This window comes from Kitasatospora misakiensis (assembly GCF_042656005.1).
Classification (GTDB): Bacteria; Actinomycetota; Actinomycetes; order Streptomycetales; family Streptomycetaceae; genus Kitasatospora; species Kitasatospora misakiensis.
Genome location: NZ_JBHSOF010000022.1, coordinates 58171 through 76228 on the forward strand (window position 1 = coordinate 58171; position 18058 = coordinate 76228).

Consider the following 18058-nt stretch of genomic DNA (forward strand, 5'->3'; position numbering starts at 1 on the left):
TGTCGGCATCGGCAGCGGCGTGGGCGCCGAGGGCCGGGGGCGCGGTCACCGGCCCTCCCGGATCAGGTCGAGGATCTCCGTGGTGGGCCGGACGTCGCCGAAGGACCTGTAGAGGGTCCGCAGGGTGGCGTTGTGGACCTCGTCGCTGCCGGCGGCCGTGCCGTCGGCCACCACGATCATTCGAAGCCCCAGGGTGAAGGCGTCGCGCGCCGACCCGGCCACGCACACGTCGGTGGCGACGCCGCACACCAGCACGGTGTCGATGCCGCGCTCGGCCAGCAGATCCGGGAGCGGGCACAGGCCGGGGAAGAAGGCGCTGGCCGCCTCCTTCTCCACGAGCAGGTCGCGGTCCTCGTCGACGGTGAACTGCGGCCACAGGCGCCCGGCGAGCGGGCCGCTGCCGCCGGAGGTGCGGAACAGCTCCGCGACCTCGGGGCCGTAGAACTCCTCCCTGACAGCAGTCGGTCGACCGGATCCCGGCAGCACCCAGGCCACCAGGCCGCTGGCCTGGCGCAGGGCACCCGCCAGCGCCTCGATCTGTGGGGTGATGCCGCGCTCGTACGGTCCGTTGAAGAACGGCACCATGTCGACCACCACGAGCGCGGTGCGGGCCGGGTCGAGTCGGGTGTAGGCGTGCCGTCGGCCCCGGCGCTGCTCCTGGCGGTCGTATTCGCGCGGCGGGATCGCCCAGGCGTGCAGCAGGGCCGGCGCCTCCGCCGTTGAGATGTTCACGCTCGCCCCGCAGCCTGGATGGCGTTGGCGGCCATCAGGACCGACACTCCGGCCCGGAGAGCAGGAGCCGGCCGTCCATCGTCGCGGCCACCGCCTCCTCGAACGGCCACCACTCCGTCGACCCGTGCCCGGTGGAAGTCGAAGGGCCCTTCGGTGCCGTCGGGCCGGGTCACGGTGTTGCGGTGGATCGGGTGCGAGCCGGTGTCCAGCAGAGTGCTGCGGCCCTGCTGCTGCTGCGGCTTCGGGACAGCCGGCTGCCGGGTGACGGTGGGCACGTTCACTGGCTGGCTCCTTGGGGCTGGGCGGTGGGAGCATTGCGCACGGCCTGGCTGCCGGGTGCCTTCGCCGGCAGGCCGGCGGCCGGATGCTGGGCGGCGTGACGGTGCACCAGTTCCGCCGTGGAGGGGCGCAGCAGCAGCCGGTACAGCATGTCCGGCTCGAACCAGCGCAACATGACGCCCTCGTTCAGGGGCACGGAGTCGGGGTCGCCGTTCCAGCGGGCGGTGTAGATCTGAACCGGTACGCACAGCCCGTCCAGGCCGGTGGTCCGCTCCACCGCGAAGGGATCGAGGTCGGTGAGTGCGAGGCCGGGGGCCTCTTCGGCGAGTTCGCGCAGGAGGGTAGCCGTTAGCGTGGCGTCCTGCGGCTCGCGGCCGCCGCCCGGGAGCGACCACTCGCCCGGGGCCCAGATACGGCCCGGATAGTAGTCGCGCAGGTGGAGGAGGTAGCGGCCGGCGCCGTCGTGGATCAGGACGGAGGCGTTGACCGGTTCCGCCCGGCCGTCGATCCCGGCGGCGCGCAGCTTCGCGCGCAGCGAGGGCGAGGCGACCTGGTCCACGGGGCGCCACTCTGCTCCGGTGACCTCTTCGGCCTGCAGTGCGACCTCGGCCTGGTCGGCGACGAGGCAGAAGGCGAACCGGAAGTCGTAGTGCTGGTGCGCGCCTTCGCCCTTGGCCGAGTTGGGGTCGATGTCGTTGATGTCGATGTCGACCGGGACGCCGAGAGCCTGCGCGGTCAGGCACAGGGCGCCCGGCGCGATGCCGGCCTCCTCCCGGACCTCGCGCAGCGCCGTCGCGAGCAGGCTCTCGTCCGCCTCCTCGACGTGCCCGCCCGGGCAGATCACCAGGCCGGTGGCCTTGTGGTGGATGTGCAGGACCGTCCGGTCGGGGCGGATGACGACGGCGCTGCAGGTGATGTGCGCGGGCAGCGTGGCCCGGCTCGTGGGCTCCTGGTCGGCGTCCAGCAGGGCCAGCAGCGGCGCGAGGGCGGTGCGTTCGCCGGGGTGGCGCTCGAGGTAGGCCTGGACGAGGCCGTGGATGTGGGTGCGGGCGACTGGCACGGCGGAACCTCTCTCGATCTGGGGGAGCGGGCGGGCAGCCGACCGCGCGGGACGGCTGCGCGTTCTCTGCGGCCCGGTCGGCCGCCTGGTCGACAGCCCGGGCCGCAGAGGACACGGCAGTCCGCGGCGGCGGCCGGGCGGTGCGGCACACCCCCATTCATCACGTCTGGTATCCGGTCAAGTTCATAGGGTGATGCTGCCATGGGGGACTGACAATCGCCCCGACCACGGTCCGGCACCGCTGCCGGGCGGTCACTGGCCGCCCCCCTCGGCCGGTTCGGCGGCGGGGCGCGGACCGGCGGGGTGCGGGCCGGCGGGGCGCGGGCCGGGGAGCTCGGCGGCGTACTGCCGGGCCTGAAGGAGGTAGGCGGTGCGGTAGCTGCCCGCGGCGGGCCGGTCCTCGTCGGCGCCGACGGCCATGAGTTCCTCGTGGGTGCCCTGTTCGACGAGGCGACCGTCCTTCAGGACGTAGATGAGGTCGGCGGAAGCGCTCGCGGCCAGGCGGTGGGTGATCAGCAGCACGGTCGCGCCCTCGGCGGCCAGGCGCCGCAGGTTGTCGAAGGCCCGCACCTCCGCGGCCGGGTCCAGGGCGCTGGTCGGCTCGTCGGCGATGACCAGGAACGGGCGCCGCCCGTCGGTGCCGGTCGTGGTGGCCCGCAAGTAGGTGCGGGCGGTGCCGATCCGCTGCCACTGGCCGCCGGAGAAGTCGACGCCGCCCTCGAAGCCCTTCGCCGCCAGGGTGTCCCAGCCCCGGTCCTGCTGCTGGAGGAGGTGCTCCATCCCGGCGAACTCGGCGGCCTCGGCGAGGGTCTGGGCGTCGTCGTGGTGGCCGGGTCGGCCGGGGGTGACGATCGCCCGCAGGGTGAGGGGCCAGTGGAAGAAGTCCTGCGGGAGCAGGACGGTGGAGGCGAACTGCTGCGCGCGGTCGGCGGTCGCCGTGTCGACGCCGTCCCAGCGGATGGTGCCGCTGTCCGGCTGGTACAGCCCGCACAGGAGCCGGGCCAGGGTGGACTTGCCGGCACCGTTGTCGCCGACCAGCGCCACGATCTTCCCGGTGGGTACCACGAGGCTGACCTTGTCCAGCGACGGTGCGGTGCGCCCGGGGTAGGTGAAGGAGACGTTCTCCACGTGGATCGCGTCCGGGCGCTCGGGCAGGTCGGCACCGCCGGTGGGGATGGCCCGTGCGTCGGCCTCGGTGGTGAGCGTCTGCAGGTCGCCGACGTACAGCGCCTCCTCGAAGAGCTGGTTGACACTGCCGAGCAGGCTGCCGACGTCCGCGGCGCCGGTGCGCACCGCGATGACGGCGGTGCCGGCGGCGGCGAGCGCCAGATGCCCGGTGGAGACCAGCAGGCCCAGCAGTCCGAAGGTGGCGGCGAAGGCGAGACCGGAGGCGGCCGAGGCGGCGATCCTGGTGCGGGCGCCGGCCGCGGCCAGGCGGGCCTGCTCCGCGTCCGAGGCGAGGGCCATCTGCTCGAAGTGGTGCAGCAGGAAGGCGCCGACGCCGTGCACCCGGATCTCGGCGGCCGTGTAGGTCTGGGTGAGCAACTGCGCGATGAGCTGGGAGGCCCGCAGGTGCTGGAGCCAGGCCATCACCGAGTTGCGCCGGCGCCTGGCCGTGACCGCCGCGCCCCACGCCCGAGGGGCCGCGATCAGCACGAGCAGCGGCAGCAGCAGCGGGGACAGGGTGAACAGGACGCCGCCGGTGGCGGCCATGGAGAGCAGGGTGCTGAGCACCGAGACCGACTCGCTGGTCAGCCGGTGGACCGAGTTGATGCCGAACCGGGCCGATTCCAGGAGGCGGTTGAACGCCGGGTCCTCCATCGCGGCCATCTCCACCCGCTGGGCCCGGTCCAGCAGGGTGACGGTCGCGGTCCGCTGGATCCGGGGGCTGAGCCGGTCCGCCCCCCACGACGAGACCGCCGCGAGTACGGCGCCGGCCCCGGCGGCGGCGCCGGCCGTCAGCGCGGCGGGCAGCACCGCACGGAGCGCACCGGCCGCCCCCGCGGAGGCGAACAGGTGTCCCAGGGCGGCGTTGACGGCGACCAGGGACAGCGCTGCCGTGGCCGCGCGGCCGACCTCGGCGAGTACCACCCCCACCAGGGCCGCGCGGTCGGCCCGCCAGGCGAGTACCCACGCCAGGCGCAGCATGCCGGGGATCTGCCGGGCCACGGTCCACAGACCGGCCTGCGCGCTGGTCTCCTCGTGGCGGACGAACCCGCCGTCGTAGCGCATCGGGCCGCCGAACAGTAGCTGCTCGCTCGGGGGCGACCCGCCCGCCGCGGCTGCCTCGCGGCGGCTCCGCTTCACGCCGCCCCTCCCGCTGTCCCCGGCCGGGCGGTGCGGGCGGCCGCCAGGGGGCGGCGCAGCGTCAGGTTGAAGCCGAGGTTCCTGTAGAGCGGGAGGCCCCCGGGGGTGGCGATCAGCTCGACCGAGGAGCAGCCCCGGTCCTGGAGCGCGCCGACCGGGGCCCGGGTGTCGGCCGGCTGGCTGGTCAGGACGTCGACGCGCAGGTGCAGCGGTTCCTCGGTGTCCTTGGGCGTGGTCGGCCGGACGGGGGTCGGTGTCATCGGGGAGCCTCCCTCAGGCAGTGGGCAGCAGGCGGTGGGCAGCAGTCGGATCGGGCGGGGCGCTGGGGCGGGCATCGGCGCTCCGGGGCTCGGCGGCGGTCAGTCCATCGGCAGCTCCCAATGCAGGCCCGGGCCGCCGACCACCCGCTGCACGGCGCCGGTGTCAGCGCCAGTGCCGGTGCCGGTGAACTCCAGCCGGTACTCGGCCGGGCAGCCCGCCGCCGTCCAGCGGGCGTAACGCTTCTCGGCCTCCTGCCACAGGTTCCGCGGCCCCCACTCGACGGCGCGCGAGCCGTCCCGCGCGACGGCGGCCCGAGACCCGTCCAGGGCGACCAGCACCACCTCGCCGTCGAAGCCGGGAGCGCCCGAGTGCCGCCGCACTCCGCTGGCTCGGGCGGCGCCCGCTGTCGGTCGGCGCGTGCGGCGGCGGAATCCACCCGCCGGCCCGGTTCGGCACGTGCCCCCACCGCTCCGCGGCGAGCCGCCCCGACAATGCTCCCTGCTCGTCGCGGTGGACGAGGGCAGTGGAGTGCCAGCCGGGCGCACCGGTGGTGACGGTGGTGCGCAACCGCCCGCCCGGGGCGAGGCGTTGCGGCCAGGAGACGGGGATGTGCCGGACGGCGAACGACGCGGCGATCGCGTCCCACGAGCCTTCGGACAGTCCGCGCAGCCCGTCGCGGACCACGACCCGCACATCGGCGCCGACCGTGGCGATGCCGATCAGCCGCCGCGCGCGGTGGACGTACGGCAGTTCGGTGCGGCACATATCTGACGGCATGGCTCTCCCTTCGCAGTCGAAGGTGCTGTCCTGGTCGGCGCAGATCCTGGCAGAACCCGAGGCCGTCTGTGGGCGTGTCCGCATTCTTGTCATCACTTCAGGCAAAATCTCGCGCGGGGAGGGCGAGTTGATGGACGGTTCCGGCTCGCGAGTGCGAGAACCAGCACGCCGGTCCCTGGCTGGAGCCTGGCCAGCCCAGCTATCCCAGCCGTCCCATTTGGACCAGGTCCCGCTGGTCTCCTTCATCGAACACGGCCGGGCCTTCGAGCCCGCTGATAGATTCCTGCGGTGAGCGAACAACTGCCGAACGGCGGAATCGAGTTGTCACCCGACGAGATCGAAGCCCTCGACGCCAGGTGGGCATCCTGCTGGACCCCGAGTGAGGTCGCGCAGCGGTTGGCCGGGGTCAGCACACCCTGGTACGTGGCCGCGGGGTGGGCGCTGGACCTGTTCCGCGGCAGGCGGACGCGCGCTCATGGAGACATCGAGATCGCGATTCCGGCCGCGAGCTTTCCCGAGATCCGCCACCGCTTCCCGGGGTACGTCTTCGACGCGGCGGGCAGCGGCCGGATCTGGGAGGACGCCGCACCGGAGGTGCTGGCCGCCGTGCACCAGACCTGGCTCCGCGATCCGGTCACCGGAAACTACCTGCTCGACGTGTTCCGCGAACCGCACGACGGCGACACCTGGATCTGCCGACGCGACGAGAGGATCCGGCTTCCCTACGGCGACATCATCCTCCACACCCGGGACGGCATCCCGTACCTGGCACCCGAACTGGTCCTGCTCTTCAAGGCCAAGCACCTCCGCCGAAAGGATCAATCAGACTTCGACGCGACCGTCCCGCACATGACCCCGGCTCAGCGCGAGACCCTGACCGAGCTACTCGCCCGCGTACACCCGGGGCATCCCTGGATCGCGGACCTGTTGCCGACCCTCTACCGGTGAGCTCTCGCATCAACGTGTCCGCTACCGTTGACGTGCGGTCGGTGACCGTGGGCCCGGCTCGCCAGGCCCGGCATCCGTCCGGCCCGTGACCGGACGCGGCCGAAGGTGCTCCGCGCCGAGCCGCCTGCTCCACCTCAGCTGTTCTCCGGCCGCCTTCCCGCGCGGCGGGTCACGGGATCGCCGCAGCCCTGGGAGGGGCTCGCCATGCCGAAGAACCACGCCCGCAAGCGCGCGCTCGCCGCGATCAAGGCCGCGTACAAGCTCACGCACGCCGACGCGATCGCGTTGCTCGACCACCCCGACACCGCCGAACGCGCCCTCCTGTACGACATCCTCGAGCGCTACGAGGACGTCACCACCTACAGGGCCGCCGTCGAGGCCCTCGAACAGCGGCGCCTCGCCCGCGACAGCGCGGTCACGGACGAGCACGACGACGACCCGGTCGCCTTCGAGTTCGGCTGCGAGGGGTGCGGCTACCTGATCGAGGGCTTCCACTGCTGCGACTGCGGCGCCGACCACGCGTACGCCTGCGTCTGCTGACCCGGCATCGACCGCGGACGCGGCCGCCGCCCTGACGCACCGGGGCCTGATGGCGTTCGCCGCCGTCCCGAGCCCAGGTGGATCGAATGCTGCCGGACCGATTCTGCCGGACCGACCCGGACCGGATCCGCCGGTTGTGACGGGCGACTGTGCCGCAGGCCGTCCCGTAAACCGATTGGCCGGCCGCTGCCGAGCTGCGATGATGCCTCCGCTTCCCAGACGGAGGACATTTGTTCGTTTTCGTGTGCGCGGGGTGCGGCGTTGAGCTGACCGCTCCGCTGTCCCAAGTCGCCCTGCCGGTCCACGCCCATCAGAAGTACGGGAACGGGACTCAGCTCCCGGCGCTCATGGAGCCGGGCACCTTCGCGGTGGACCCGGAGCCCTGGGGACCACCGTGGCGGACGCGGGAGGAGATCGATTCGAACGAGGCGGCCGCCCGCGGTGTCTACGCGCCGGTCCACGCCCTGTCCGACGGCGCGCCGGGCGCGATCGTCATCGCGCCCGGCGACGCCCGCCGAACCGTGCTGATCCCGGACGATCGCGCAGGCGGCTACTGCTGCGGCCTTGACGGGGCCGACGGCCCCAACGTGGCCTGCGTGGAGTGCGCCCTGCCCGTGGCGAGTCGGATCGACGACTGCTCGCTCTGGCAGTCGATGTGGCTCGCCCCGAACGCCGTGCGCCGCCGCTCCCTCGACGGCGTCGACGCCGCACCGCTCTCCTGGACGGACCTGATGGCGGAGGGGAAGAGTACGGCCCCGTTCGAGCCCATCGCCGGACGGGGGTCGCGAGTGGGGGCGGGTCATTGGTCGAACTACGGGTGGTCGTGGAGCCCGCGGTGGGAGGCGGCGGCTGGTCGGGTGCTTGCTCACCTGCTGGTGGCCTCGGAAGGCCGGCCGGTGATCGTCCCGGGCGGCGTGGTCGCCGAGGTGTTCCAACGTGCGCTCGACACCCTGCTGCCCGCAGGGCCGCCGGCGCGGCGCGCGGTCCTGGCCGGACCGGGACAGCCTTCTCCCCGCAGGGGTACCGACGTCGTCCTCGTGCCGACCCATCCGCAGACGGGGGAGATCTGGGCCCCGGCTGACTCGGCGGCGTACCCGGTGCCCCTGCCGTTCGGGGTGTGGCTGTGGATGGTCTCCCCCGAGCGTGACGTGCCCGTTCCCGCGTCGGGCAGCCTGCCGGACGGCGTCCTCCGTGACGACTTCGACACGCCCGCGCTGCTCCCGGGTCGCCTGTTCCGGGCCGACTGGGGAGTGTTCCGGCACACCCTGGTCCGGCTGCCGGCCGTCCGCGAGCCGTGGCTGCGCGAGCTCCTGGACAGCCTTGGACGGCACCGTCTCGCGGGCGTCTTCGAGCGTCGCATCAGGCGGCGTTCGCCGTGTCGTGTCGCCAGGGAGGCAGTCGGCGCGGACTGGCTCGGGCATTGACACCGAGTCTCGCTCAAGCCTCGACCTGTGTAGGGTCGTACCCCCTGGCTATGCTGTCAGCACATGGACGCGATCTTCGATCTTCCTCCTCAATCTCCGCTGGCCGCGGCTGTTTCCGAGGACTGGGGCCTGCTTCCGCTACGCGTCCCTATGGGCTGGAACGTCGTCTACAACACGTTGATGGCCCGGCGCCGGCCGGACGGAAGAGTCGAGGTTAACGACTCCGAGGACCTGTACTGGGCACGTACCGCGCGGCCGCCGTGGCTGACCGCACAGGAGGCGGCGCGGAAGGGCGGCCTGCAGGCTCGGGAGATCAGTATCGACGCCGGCTGGTACCACGGCTGCGGCTTCCGCGTTGTCGTCCTCGACCCTGACTGGGATCACGAGGGAGCCTCCTGCACCACTTCCGACCTCGAGGAATTCGTCGCCACCCTGGAGGAGTGGATGCGAATGATCACCGAGCGGGGCGAACTCCCCAAACCGTGAGGTCGACTTCCGGGCCGTCTCCTGGCACCGCGTCAGGCAGCATCGGCGCCAGTGCATCGTGACGGCTCAACACGGACGGCTTCGACTCGCTCTGCCCGAAGTACCAGGAAAGGCCGACCGAAGACCTTCACCCTCCCCGAACGCCGGGAGCTGAGGAAGATCGCCAAGTCCTGGCCGGTCGGGTACGGCGAAGCCGCGGGTCGCGAGCCGGGTCCCGACCTGGCGGATCGAGGCGGAGACCATTGAGCGGTCCACCCGGTACAGCTCGGCCGGAGCGGCGTGCGGCGGGCCGAGTCGCGGGTGGATGAGGGTGACCGGCAGTCGGTCGACGAACTCCGGCTTCGGCTTGCGGCCGGCTCCCTCTGGCCGGTGCCGCTTGCCGCCCCGCTGCCGATCCAGCGCCGACTCGCGCCGGCCCTTCTTACATCACGGCGCGAGCAGCGCTGCGACGCAGATATCAGGCCGGAACGGACCGGATCACAACCAACAAGCCTTCGTAGAAGGGCTGTTGCCGCAGGGTGCCGAACGGGGCGGACCGTGGTCCGCTGTCCAGGTCGCCCTGCAGTTCCGCGGCGAATCGTTCGCGCGACTGGTCGTCGACGAAGCTTCAGGCCGAGCACGCCTGCCGAGCACCGGGGTCGAGCAGCATCTCGGGGCGCGCGTAGTACGCCTCGTTGAAGCCGTCGGTGCGGTCGACGGGTATCGGCACCCGGCTCACCGTTGTGTGTCCGCCGAGGGTCCCGGTCAGATCGGAGACCACCGGACAGCGGCGCGCCTCCGTGTCCAATACCTCCGGCGCGTACGCGTACAGCCAGAAGTCCCGAACGAGATCAGGGTCGCAGGTCAGCTGAAGGGATCGCAGCGTCTGGCGCCGTGGCGGCCCGAGATCGGCATCGCACCCCGGCTGAGCGACGCCGAACTGGTCACCCTCGCGGTCATGCAGGCCCTGCTCGGCTTCACCTCCGAGCGCCGCTGGATCCGCCATGCCCAGGCACACCTGCGGCACCTGTTTCCCCTACCTGCCCGGACAGTCGGGCTACAACAGGCGGTTGCGCAAGGCCGCGGACCTGGTCGCACGTGTCAACCGCCTGCTCGCCCGCGACACCTCGCTGTGGAGCGACACCGTGTGGGTCGTCGACTCCACACCGGTGGAATGCGGCCGCTCGCGCGAGACGGCCAAACGCTCCGACCTGGCCGGATGGGCCGAGTACGGCTACTGCGCCAGCCACTCCCGGTACTTCTGGGGCCTGCGCCTGCACCTGGTGTGCACCCTGCACGGGCTGCCGGTCGCCTTCGCGTTGACCGGCGCCAAGGCCGACGAGCGCGAGGCCCTGCTCGGCATGCTCCACGCCGAACCCGACCTCGCCGGCACCCGCCCCGGCCAGACCGTGATCGGTGACCGGCAGTACTACGGCCGCGCCTTCGAACACGAACTCGCCGAGTGGGGAGTGCGGCTGCTGCGGCCCGCCCGCAAGGGCGAGCCGCAGAGACCCGGATCGGCCCTGTTCAAGCCGCTGCGGCAGATCATCGAGTCCGTCAACCAGACCTTCAAGGCCCAGCTCGACCTCGAACGCCACCAGGGCCGCACACCCGGTGGGGTGATGGTCCGCGTCCTGTAACGCGTCCTCGCGCTGACCTGCGCCATCTGGCACAACGACCACACCGGCCAGCCCGTCATGCGCTCGCTGACCACCTACGACCACTAACCCTTCGCATCACTCATCTAGGCGTCGTGGACCGGGGTGAAGCGGCTGGCTGAGCGGGCCTGGTCGAGTGCGGTCGCCCCGGGCAGGGCCCCGGGCTTGCGGACCAGTGCCTCCAGGTAGTGGTCCAGATCGAGGCGGATGCCGCCCTTGGCGATCAGCCTCTCGTGCCGGGCGACCTCCTCCCGGCCGTCGTAGACGACCAGCTCGGAGGCGTGCAGCATGACCCGGAGGGTCCGGCCGATCATCCGCACCGGCACAGAGTAGCGGTTGTTGCGCACCCCGATCTGGCTGTAGCGGTCGAGTGAACAGTCGGCCCGTCTCGAACGGCTCGTCCGGCAGCGACTCCAGGAGCGGCTGCTCGGCGGCGAAGTACTCGCCGATGGTGCGGGGCCGGGACCGGATCCGGCGGGCCTCGTCCTCCTCGTCCCGTCGGTCGATCATCGCGTTGAGCTCGGCCAGCGTCGCGACGTCGGGGACGGGGACGAGGTGGTTGCGGCGGAACCAGCCGATCTGGCCCTCGACGCCGCCCTTCTCGTGGGCGCCGCCGATGCCGGGCAGTAGAGGACGTCCAGGCCGTAGTGCGAGCGGAACGCGGTCCACCGCTCGGCCTCCACACGCTGGCGGGAGAAGCCCAGCACCCGGGCGACGGCGGCCCTAAGGTTGTCGTAGCGGACCCTCCCGGTCGGCACCCCGCCCAGCGTGTTGAGAGCGTGGACGTGGCCCTCAAAGAACGCCTCCTGCCCGCACGAGGCGAAGATTCGGTGCACCGCCTTGCCGGAGTAGGACAGCCGGAACGCGAACAGGTAGCAGGTCACCAGCTCGCCGGCCAGACGCACTGTCACGTCCCCGAAGTCGACCTCCGCCTCCGCACCAGGCTTGTGGGTCTGTGGGACGAACGCGTCCACCACCCCGCGGCCCGCCTGCAGACGGATCTCCTTGCGGCGCTCGGCCACGTAGCCGCGGACCATCTGGTAGGAGACCTCGTCGGCGCCATGCTCGTCCACCAGCCGGTCGTAGATTCGCTTCACCGTGTGCCGCTGCTTGCGCGGCGCATCCAGATCCGCCCGCAGCATCTGGTCGATCAGCGGCTTGAACGGATCGAGCCGCGTCGCCCTGGGCGCCGGCTTGTTGCGCGGCTCGGGCCACGCCGACTCCAGGGCCTTCTTCACCGTCAGGAAGCCAACACCGTACTTCCGCATGAGGGCGCGGTTCGACAGCCCGGTACGCGAGTCACGGCGGATCGCCGCGTACAGATTGACCTTGGACTTCGGCAACACCCCGGTCCCCTCGTCGTGCAGAGCACAACCATGGTCCCGAAGCAAGCATCCAGGTGTTCTCAAAACCCGGCGACATCACTCTTCTGTGGCACGGCGTGCTCTCGCCGGTCAGCGACAGGTGCTCTCACGAACCACGTATAAAGCCAATCTGCTCGTCTTCACTGCGCTCGATGAACCACAGGACATCGACCAAGGCCTCGGCCAGGGCGTGGGTCAGAGACGAGTACACGGGCATGAAAGCGGTCTCCAAGCAGGTCACGGCAGCAGCGTCCGGCCATCCCACCACAGACCACTGACGTCACACTCAGTCAGCCCTCCACGGAATGTGAGCCAGAACCAGGACTCGTGATTGAAGCCAGTCGGGCGGCCTGCTTGAGCTTCATGGTCGCCTTGTGCCGGTTCTCGGCCGCGGCCGAGTGCGAGTGGGCGCCCAGCTCGGCGCCGAGCTGGGCGAACGCGACCTGGTTCTCCTCTGTCGGATCGGTGACCCAGCGGCATCGGCGGCGCACCACCGGCGCTGGAGATCGAGCACGTCTGCGGGGAATTCGGTGGTGTCGGACACCGGCCCATCGCAGGTCGTACACCCGTGCGGATACCGGACCGGCACCCCGGCGGGAGGCCGTCCCGCCCCCCGCTCGGACCCGCGCGGCGCGAAGTCGGGGAACGTCGCTCAGCCTCGGAGGATGGCATGTTCGCGTCCGAAAAATCGCAGGTCAAAGCCCTGGCCACGACTACCGGCGGGTCTAGCATTCCCGCACGGCGGCCCCGCCACAGCGGCACCGGGCCGCCGGCCAGGGCAGCCGCGCCATGCCTCCGGCGAGCTGCTGGCCTCCCACAGCCGGGCCCTGCGGACAACCCCCCTTACCTCCCCGTTCCCTGTACCCCGTCCTGCTGCCACGCCGGGTTCAGCTGCTGGCGCGAGAAGGAGCCCCGGTCGGCGGCGCGCGGTGCCGTCGGAGTATCGCCCCCGGGATCAGCCCGGTACCGATCAGCAACGAGATGGACGCCCAGCAGACCGTGCCGACATCTATGCGCTGCGCACCGCCCGCGGGCCGGTCCGAGGCGAGGTTGTGGCCGCCGCTCTGCGTGCCGCCCCTGGCACCGAGCGGCTGCAGTCGCGAAGCAACGCCTCAAAGGCGTTGCCAGCACCCTCGGCGGTCGGACATCTGCCGCGATGTGGTGCTGGAGCCTGTGTGGCAGCTGATTAGTTCTGCCCCATTGGTGCTGGTAGGGGAGAAAGTGTCCAACGATTCTGCTAGACGGCAAATTCTTCGCATTTTTCGGGTTTGATCGTGCCATATGGCGGAGTTTAATATTCCGCGATCGATACATTCAAATCGGCCTCATGCCTGTCTTGAAATGGAGGCATGAGGGAAATGTCCGGCAATGCGACATGGTATGCATGCTAGCTTTCATGTGGTGAATCCGCCCTGTAATCGCTGGGCGGCAGTTGAGATGTCTCCTTGGAGGGATGGCATGATCAAGATCCGTACGGTGATTCCTTCGTTCGCTGTCGGTGTGGCACTGGTCCTGGCATCGGCGCCGGCTGCATTGGCGGAGGAATCCGTTCCCGGCGTGGCGGCCTCGGTGCCGGAGGAGATCTCCTCCCAGCGGGCCGATTACGTCCCGCAGAGTGGTGGCGCGGAAGGGGCTTCCTTGCTGGCCTACCCGACGGGGTGTGGGCTGGTCGTCCTCTCGTACAAGGGCAACCTCGACGCAGTGGGCAGCGTGGCTTCGTCGTGCCCGTACAACGTGACCCAGATCAAGCATAAGGTCACCATCGACCGCAGCCGATGGTACGGCTGGGAGCGGCTGGCGGAGAACGGGACCTCGGCATACGAGACGACCAGCCACGGCACCATCGTCAGCTGGTACTGCGGCGACAAGGGCACCTACACCTACAAGGTGGTGGGGCAGGGGGAGATCAACAACGCCGGCCAGTGGTCGACCGCCGCTGCCTATGACGAGGCCCGGTACGACTGCTGATGGACCTCGGTAAGCTGCGGCGCCACCTCGCTGGTGGCGCCGCAGTTCTTCTTGTGATGGCTGAGCTTGCTGCCTGCCAGCACCAAGCCGCGCCGGCGGGGCAGGCGCGCGAAGTCGAGCGATTGACATTCAGGCAGCGAGATCCCGGCTCTGCTGGTGTCGACAAAAAGGTTTCCATCGCCATGGAGGAAGGGACAGGCGGGAGGATAAGGAAATTTTATTCCTTGGTTACTTTCGCTGATGGAAGTCCCGTCTCGGAGAGCCTGTGGGAAATAGGTAGCGCCGGGCGCGAGCAGCGGCGCGACTGGACAAACTGCACGGCGAGTGATGGTGACCCGCCGGACGATATACCCGCGACTGTTCAGCAGGCTCTTGACAGCATTGTCGGTCCCAGTTCGGTGCCCGAAGAGGCCGAGCGGCTCGGAGACGGCCGCTGGAGACTGACCCTGGGGAGGTCGGTGATGACGGTTCGACAGGTCGGTGAGAAGCAGACCGATCGCGTCATCACTCTCGGCGTACCGTCGAATCCTGATCAAGGCACGGCAATCGACGAGATCAGGATGGACCGCGTAATCGACCGCATGGAATTGTTGACGACGTGGAAGGCCTGCAACCCGGCCAAGCGCTGAGCGGGGTGCGAGGAAGCACGCCGACGTGCCTCCTCGCGCCCCGTCTGTTCAGTGGTACTGGGCGGACGTGCGCGCTGCGGGCCTGCCGAACCCCGCACGCCAACGCCAACGAGGGAATACGTGTTGCACCTCGGCTGTGATCTGTCCGGACGGGGCCGTGCACCGCACTGTCACCCGCCTTGTCGAAGCAGGGAGCACCATGACACCCACGAAGAGGCCTTCGACCTGGCGAACTGTGAGTGAGGACTCGTGTTTGTCTGCGGCCACCACCCAGGCGTCCTGCTCGTGGCGACTTGAACACATCACGACGACCGGCCTCGACCTGGTGCCGCCGGTCACCGAAGCTGAACGCCCTGCGGAGCGGTTGAACACACCGTGTGCCCGGTGTTCGCAACCATGGACGGAGACCGTCACCTCGACGGTCTCCGGCGTGCCTTGGGCCTCAAGTGCCCACTGTCCCCCCGGCATTCGCACCTCCCCGGCCGCCGTGAGGCGGCGTCATCATTCGTGACTCCACGAACGATCGTCGCACAATCGGCAGCATCTGACCACATTCAGTGACGCTGGAACAGCGCGGCGACCACGGCATGGTCTGTCTCAGGCGACACAGCCATCACGGACTCCCTCACATCGGCGCCCGCCGCCCTGGTGGCGGAGGGACACCCGGAGGAAAGCCCGCGCCTCTCACCGGTTTTCTCACCACCGAGGGCCCCGGCGGTCACGATCCGGCAACGGGAGCACTAACCGGTCCGGCAACCGGTGGTGAGAACCGGCGCACCAACGGGCGGCCAGCCCGGCCGCCCGTTGCGCCCCGAATCCGAGCAAACCCGCAGGTCAGGGCCAATGATGAGTAGACATCAAGATGGAACTCACCACCCCGACCACCCTCTCTCTTCTTTGGTCTTGGTAGTTGTAGTGGCAGTTGTCGGTCGGGTTCGGCGCCTGCGGCGGGCTGTCGAGGTGGGGCGGGCGCGGCGCGTGGGCGGCCCAGAAGGCCGCCAGAAGGACCGGACACGGCTCTGCCCGCCGCTCGAACACGGCAGGCAGAGAGCGGCAGAGACGGCTTGGAGCGCCTCCAGCGGGCAGCACGGCCGGGCGGGGTCAGCGCCAGTCGAGGCCGAGCTCTGCCAGCCGCTCCAGCTGCACCTCGGTGAGTTTGGCCCGGCGGGTTTTGGTGTTGGAGATCCACACCCCGAGCTTCACCGCGACAGTGCCGCCGTCGCCGTCCGGGACCTCCTCAACATGGCTCCGGGGCACGGTCACCGACCCGGTCCGTTCCCGGTACTGGGCGAGCGCGCCCATGCCCCGCCCGAACGCACTCGCCTTCCCAACGCCGGCCCCCCGCCCCCCGCCTGCTGCGCCCTTCACCGCGCCGCCCTCGGCCTGTCCGGCCGGGGCCGCGTCGGGCTGGACACCGAGTGCGGCCAGCCGCTGCCGCTGCCCGCCCGTCAGCCCCTGCCACACGATGCGCCGGCGCTAACGTTCCAGCCACCGCCCCACGTCCAGCCCGTGGATCGTCACTCCGGGCAGCAGATCGGACAGCTTGGCCCCGCCCTGGACACACACGCGTACGGCGGCGTAGTGGCGCTGCCACTCCAGCGGCCACCCGGGGTTCCAGTCCGGATCGATGGCCCCCAACGCCTCCACCCGCTCCGTCCGCCCGGCCAGGACACCCGGGCGGCGCTGGTTGGACAGCCACTGCCCTACCTGCCTGTCCAACGCCGTGGCCGTACGGGGCGCGGCCAACGTGCCGTGGTGCTCGAAGTACTCCCGGCAAGCAGCTAGGTTCTCCTCCCACACCGCGTCCAACGGATCCCACACCATACCGAGCAACTCCAGCCGCTCGACCCGCCCACCCTCCATCCGCCCGGCCGCGTACGCCTTGCGCTGCTCGCTCACCCAGTGCCCCAGCGGGTACATCTGGTGTGGCTCCAGCCCGGCCCGGGTTGTGTCGTGCCAGTGATTTTGAAGCAGCTGATTTCTGGACCATGCTCTTGAGCTGGTGTTCTGCAAAAACTGGAACAAGGTGTCTCAACGGCCATGAGCTGTGGATTTCCTCATTTGGGCATGGATCCATGGCTGCTGACCTGGTGGTTTGCAGGAACTGGGACGAGCCTCGGAAGCGATGGTGCGATCTATAGGGCAACATGAGGTGGCCGGTGGAACGCGCCAGGCCTGTTGTTGATCAAGGGGCCGGTGCGGGTGGGCCGCTGTTTGCTTGGTCCGCGGCTCGATCGGGTGCGCTGCTGGGTCAGATGTTTGACCCGCCCGCCGGGCACCTGGAACACCAGCGGCCATGGATCGGCCGCCGGAACGCCAGTGCCTTCCGTCTGTCCGGGCCCGTGCTATCCGACTTCGGTTGTGGCGTCGGACTCCGTCTGCTGCTTGAGGAGTAGAACTTCACCGCAGAGGATGTACACGTTCAGGGCGCACATGTTGGCCGCCCGGAGCGCGACGTCGGCGTGCACACCCTTGCTGGTCAGTTTGTCGAACGCGGCGAATCTGGCGTGTAGCCCATCGGCCATGGCGATCGTCGCCTCGGAGACGTTCTTGCTCTCGTTCGCGATCTTGATGAACTCGAACAGGCGGCTTCGGTAGGAGGCCTGGTCGAGCTTGAAGCCTGCGGCGGAGGGCTCTGCCTGAGCCGGGAGGACTTGGCCGACCACGGCCTCCAGGATTCGGCGGCAGGTGGTGAGGGCCTGCGACAGCTCCTCGCCTGCCGGGCGGGCAGGGTCCTGGGTGGCTGCTTCGTTCAGGCGGCGGTAGACCGTGTTGAACCGTTCGACGAGGTCCGGCGCGTGCGTGCTGAGAAGACGGTCCATCACGGCCTTGTAGCTGCCGAAGATCGAGTCGTTGATCGAGCTGTAGCCGAAGCGGCGCTCCCACTCGCACAGGTAGACGAATGTCCGATGCCGCGCCAGCTCCTGGACGTTCCTGAGCATCGCTGCGCTCTTGACGACCCTCGCCGGCGGACTGTCGGAGGCCAGTTCCGGCTCGAACAGCCCGAGCAGATACTCGATCTCGCTGATGGAGTGCCCCGCGAAATGGGACTTGGGGTCTTTCCTGTCCACCACGCGGTCTCCGAGATACTCGCGCAGTGCGGCTTCCGCAGGACCGTCCGCCGACTCCCACAGGGTGGGGTCGGCCATCAGACGCCGCGTCGCCTCGCCGTTCGCTTGTGGGTCACCGCCCGAAGGGCGCAGCTCCAACCCCAGTCGCACCGCGACCTGGGAGTCGCCGGCCAGGCTGGCGATGCGTACAGCCCGACGGACGGAGACAGTGAGTGGGCGGTCGTCGAACTCGTCCAGCGCGGTCCGCACCAACGCCAGGATCTGGTCAGCCGAGGTCATCCACTGAATGTAGCCGTCCCGGCCGACACCCCGACCTGCATTTTTCGATGGTCGGACCGCTTGCGGCTCCGCCCATCCGCACAGCTTCCCGCCTTGGCTGTTGAACGGGCGGCCCTGACGACGAGGTGGAGCCGCAGGCAAGCGGTGCGGAGCGGTTCCGCACGCTGCTCCCAACGGGACGGTGTCTGCGGACGCGGTCACCGAAGTGCCGACCTTGCGCTCCTTTCGGCGTTCATCCTCGGGGCATCTGGGGACCTCCGGGCCGAGTGGACGGCCATGGTGTCAGTCGTCCCCGC

General features: G+C 70.2%; 17 protein-coding genes and 3 pseudogenes. 8 read left to right on the plus strand and 12 right to left on the minus strand.

Annotation, left to right across the window (positions count from 1 at the left end; all coding sequences use genetic code 11):
• Nucleotides 1–45: 45 nt before the first annotated feature.
• The 6 genes from ACFP3U_RS18545 to ACFP3U_RS18570 form a co-directional block, all read right to left on the minus strand.
• On the minus strand, nucleotides 46–732 hold the full coding sequence (locus ACFP3U_RS18545) for an isochorismatase family protein (RefSeq protein WP_380226665.1): 687 nt from the start codon (nucleotides 730–732) through the stop codon (nucleotides 46–48).
• Nucleotides 729–1013 (minus strand): hypothetical protein, encoded by a 285-nt coding sequence (locus tag ACFP3U_RS18550; protein ID WP_380226666.1) that lies wholly within the window; start codon nucleotides 1011–1013, stop codon nucleotides 729–731. Before ACFP3U_RS18550 ends, ACFP3U_RS18545 begins: the two co-directional genes overlap by 4 nt.
• Nucleotides 1010–2071, minus strand: coding sequence for an NUDIX hydrolase (locus ACFP3U_RS18555; RefSeq protein ID WP_380226667.1), 1062 nt, complete (start codon nucleotides 2069–2071; stop codon nucleotides 1010–1012). The genes ACFP3U_RS18550 and ACFP3U_RS18555 overlap by 4 nt, the downstream gene beginning before the upstream one ends.
• Nucleotides 2072–2323: 252 nt before the next feature.
• Nucleotides 2324–4378: an ATP-binding cassette domain-containing protein gene (locus ACFP3U_RS18560; protein WP_380226668.1), complete on the minus strand. Its 2055-nt coding sequence runs from the start codon at nucleotides 4376–4378 to the stop codon at nucleotides 2324–2326.
• Nucleotides 4375–4638, minus strand: coding sequence for a hypothetical protein (locus ACFP3U_RS18565; protein WP_380226669.1), 264 nt, complete (start codon nucleotides 4636–4638; stop codon nucleotides 4375–4377). The genes ACFP3U_RS18560 and ACFP3U_RS18565 overlap by 4 nt, the downstream gene beginning before the upstream one ends.
• 99 nt (nucleotides 4639–4737) lie before the next feature.
• Nucleotides 4738–5019, minus strand: coding sequence for a hypothetical protein (locus tag ACFP3U_RS18570; RefSeq protein ID WP_380226670.1), 282 nt, complete (start codon nucleotides 5017–5019; stop codon nucleotides 4738–4740).
• A gap of 685 nt (nucleotides 5020–5704) precedes the next feature.
• Here ACFP3U_RS18570 and ACFP3U_RS18575 point away from each other — a divergent pair.
• The 5 genes and pseudogenes from ACFP3U_RS18575 to ACFP3U_RS18595 form a co-directional block, all read left to right on the plus strand.
• The gene (locus ACFP3U_RS18575) at nucleotides 5705–6364 is read left to right on the plus strand and encodes a nucleotidyltransferase domain-containing protein (RefSeq protein WP_380226671.1); all 660 of its coding nucleotides are present in this window, start codon (nucleotides 5705–5707) and stop codon (nucleotides 6362–6364) included.
• Between the two features lie 204 nt (nucleotides 6365–6568).
• Nucleotides 6569–6904, plus strand: a complete 336-nt coding sequence (locus ACFP3U_RS18580; RefSeq protein WP_380226672.1) for a hypothetical protein — start codon at nucleotides 6569–6571, stop codon at nucleotides 6902–6904.
• Nucleotides 6905–7134: 230 nt separating this feature from the next.
• Nucleotides 7135–8328, plus strand: coding sequence for a hypothetical protein (locus tag ACFP3U_RS18585; RefSeq protein WP_380226673.1), 1194 nt, complete (start codon nucleotides 7135–7137; stop codon nucleotides 8326–8328).
• Nucleotides 8329–8391: 63 nt separating this feature from the next.
• A complete protein-coding gene (locus ACFP3U_RS18590; protein WP_380226674.1) occupies nucleotides 8392–8814 on the plus strand; it encodes a hypothetical protein in 423 nt (140 codons plus the stop codon).
• Nucleotides 8815–8882: 68 nt separating this feature from the next.
• A pseudogene (locus ACFP3U_RS18595) lies at nucleotides 8883–8991 on the plus strand (helix-turn-helix domain-containing protein); the annotation flags it as partial.
• A 430-nt stretch (nucleotides 8992–9421) separates the two neighbouring features.
• Here the strand turns inward: ACFP3U_RS18595 and ACFP3U_RS18600 are convergent.
• On the minus strand, nucleotides 9422–9799 hold the full coding sequence (locus tag ACFP3U_RS18600; RefSeq protein WP_380226713.1) for a hypothetical protein: 378 nt from the start codon (nucleotides 9797–9799) through the stop codon (nucleotides 9422–9424).
• Between ACFP3U_RS18600 and ACFP3U_RS18605 the strand changes: the two are divergent.
• Nucleotides 9680–10520, plus strand: a pseudogene (locus ACFP3U_RS18605) (IS982 family transposase). The gene ACFP3U_RS18600 and the pseudogene ACFP3U_RS18605 overlap by 120 nt on opposite strands.
• 17 nt (nucleotides 10521–10537) lie before the next feature.
• On the opposite strand, the pseudogene ACFP3U_RS18610 reads toward ACFP3U_RS18605, so the two are convergent.
• Both ACFP3U_RS18610 and istA read right to left on the minus strand, forming a co-directional pair.
• A pseudogene (locus tag ACFP3U_RS18610) lies at nucleotides 10538–10828 on the minus strand (Mu transposase domain-containing protein); the annotation flags it as partial.
• 129 nt (nucleotides 10829–10957) lie between these two features.
• Entirely contained in the window at nucleotides 10958–11794 is an 837-nt protein-coding gene (gene istA / locus ACFP3U_RS18615; protein WP_380226675.1) for an IS21 family transposase, read from the minus strand.
• Between the two features lie 1479 nt (nucleotides 11795–13273).
• Here istA and ACFP3U_RS18620 point away from each other — a divergent pair.
• Nucleotides 13274–13783, plus strand: a complete 510-nt coding sequence (locus ACFP3U_RS18620) for a hypothetical protein (RefSeq protein WP_380226676.1) — start codon at nucleotides 13274–13276, stop codon at nucleotides 13781–13783.
• Complete coding sequence (locus ACFP3U_RS18625; RefSeq protein ID WP_380226677.1) at nucleotides 13783–14412, plus strand: hypothetical protein; 630 nt, start codon at nucleotides 13783–13785, stop codon at nucleotides 14410–14412. The genes ACFP3U_RS18620 and ACFP3U_RS18625 overlap by 1 nt, the downstream gene beginning before the upstream one ends.
• A gap of 1101 nt (nucleotides 14413–15513) precedes the next feature.
• Here the strand turns inward: ACFP3U_RS18625 and ACFP3U_RS18630 are convergent.
• From ACFP3U_RS18630 to ACFP3U_RS18640, 3 genes are all read right to left on the minus strand, one after another.
• On the minus strand, nucleotides 15514–15876 hold the full coding sequence (locus tag ACFP3U_RS18630) for a helicase associated domain-containing protein (RefSeq protein WP_380226678.1): 363 nt from the start codon (nucleotides 15874–15876) through the stop codon (nucleotides 15514–15516).
• Between the two features lie 12 nt (nucleotides 15877–15888).
• On the minus strand, nucleotides 15889–16332 hold the full coding sequence (locus ACFP3U_RS18635; protein ID WP_380226679.1) for a helicase associated domain-containing protein: 444 nt from the start codon (nucleotides 16330–16332) through the stop codon (nucleotides 15889–15891).
• A 425-nt stretch (nucleotides 16333–16757) separates the two neighbouring features.
• A complete protein-coding gene (locus tag ACFP3U_RS18640) occupies nucleotides 16758–17762 on the minus strand; it encodes a hypothetical protein (protein ID WP_380226680.1) in 1005 nt (334 codons plus the stop codon).
• Nucleotides 17763–18058 lie beyond the last annotated feature (296 nt).

What these genes read in the sequence shown, in the direction of transcription:
- ACFP3U_RS18625 (WP_380226677.1), top strand. Translation starts at nt 13,783, where the DNA reads ATGGACCTCGGTAAGCTGCGGCGCCACCTCGCTGGTGGCGCCGCAGTT.
- ACFP3U_RS18580 (WP_380226672.1), top strand. Translation starts at nt 6,569, where the DNA reads ATGCCGAAGAACCACGCCCGCAAGCGCGCGCTCGCCGCGATCAAGGCC.
- ACFP3U_RS18635 (WP_380226679.1), bottom strand. Translation starts at nt 16,332, where the DNA reads ATGTACCCGCTGGGGCACTGGGTGAGCGAGCAGCGCAAGGCGTACGCG.
- ACFP3U_RS18600 (WP_380226713.1), bottom strand. Translation starts at nt 9,799, where the DNA reads ATGGCGGATCCAGCGGCGCTCGGAGGTGAAGCCGAGCAGGGCCTGCAT.
- ACFP3U_RS18565 (WP_380226669.1), bottom strand. Translation starts at nt 4,638, where the DNA reads ATGACACCGACCCCCGTCCGGCCGACCACGCCCAAGGACACCGAGGAA.
- ACFP3U_RS18620 (WP_380226676.1), top strand. Translation starts at nt 13,274, where the DNA reads ATGATCAAGATCCGTACGGTGATTCCTTCGTTCGCTGTCGGTGTGGCA.
- ACFP3U_RS18640 (WP_380226680.1), bottom strand. Translation starts at nt 17,762, where the DNA reads ATGACCTCGGCTGACCAGATCCTGGCGTTGGTGCGGACCGCGCTGGAC.
- ACFP3U_RS18590 (WP_380226674.1), top strand. Translation starts at nt 8,392, where the DNA reads ATGGACGCGATCTTCGATCTTCCTCCTCAATCTCCGCTGGCCGCGGCT.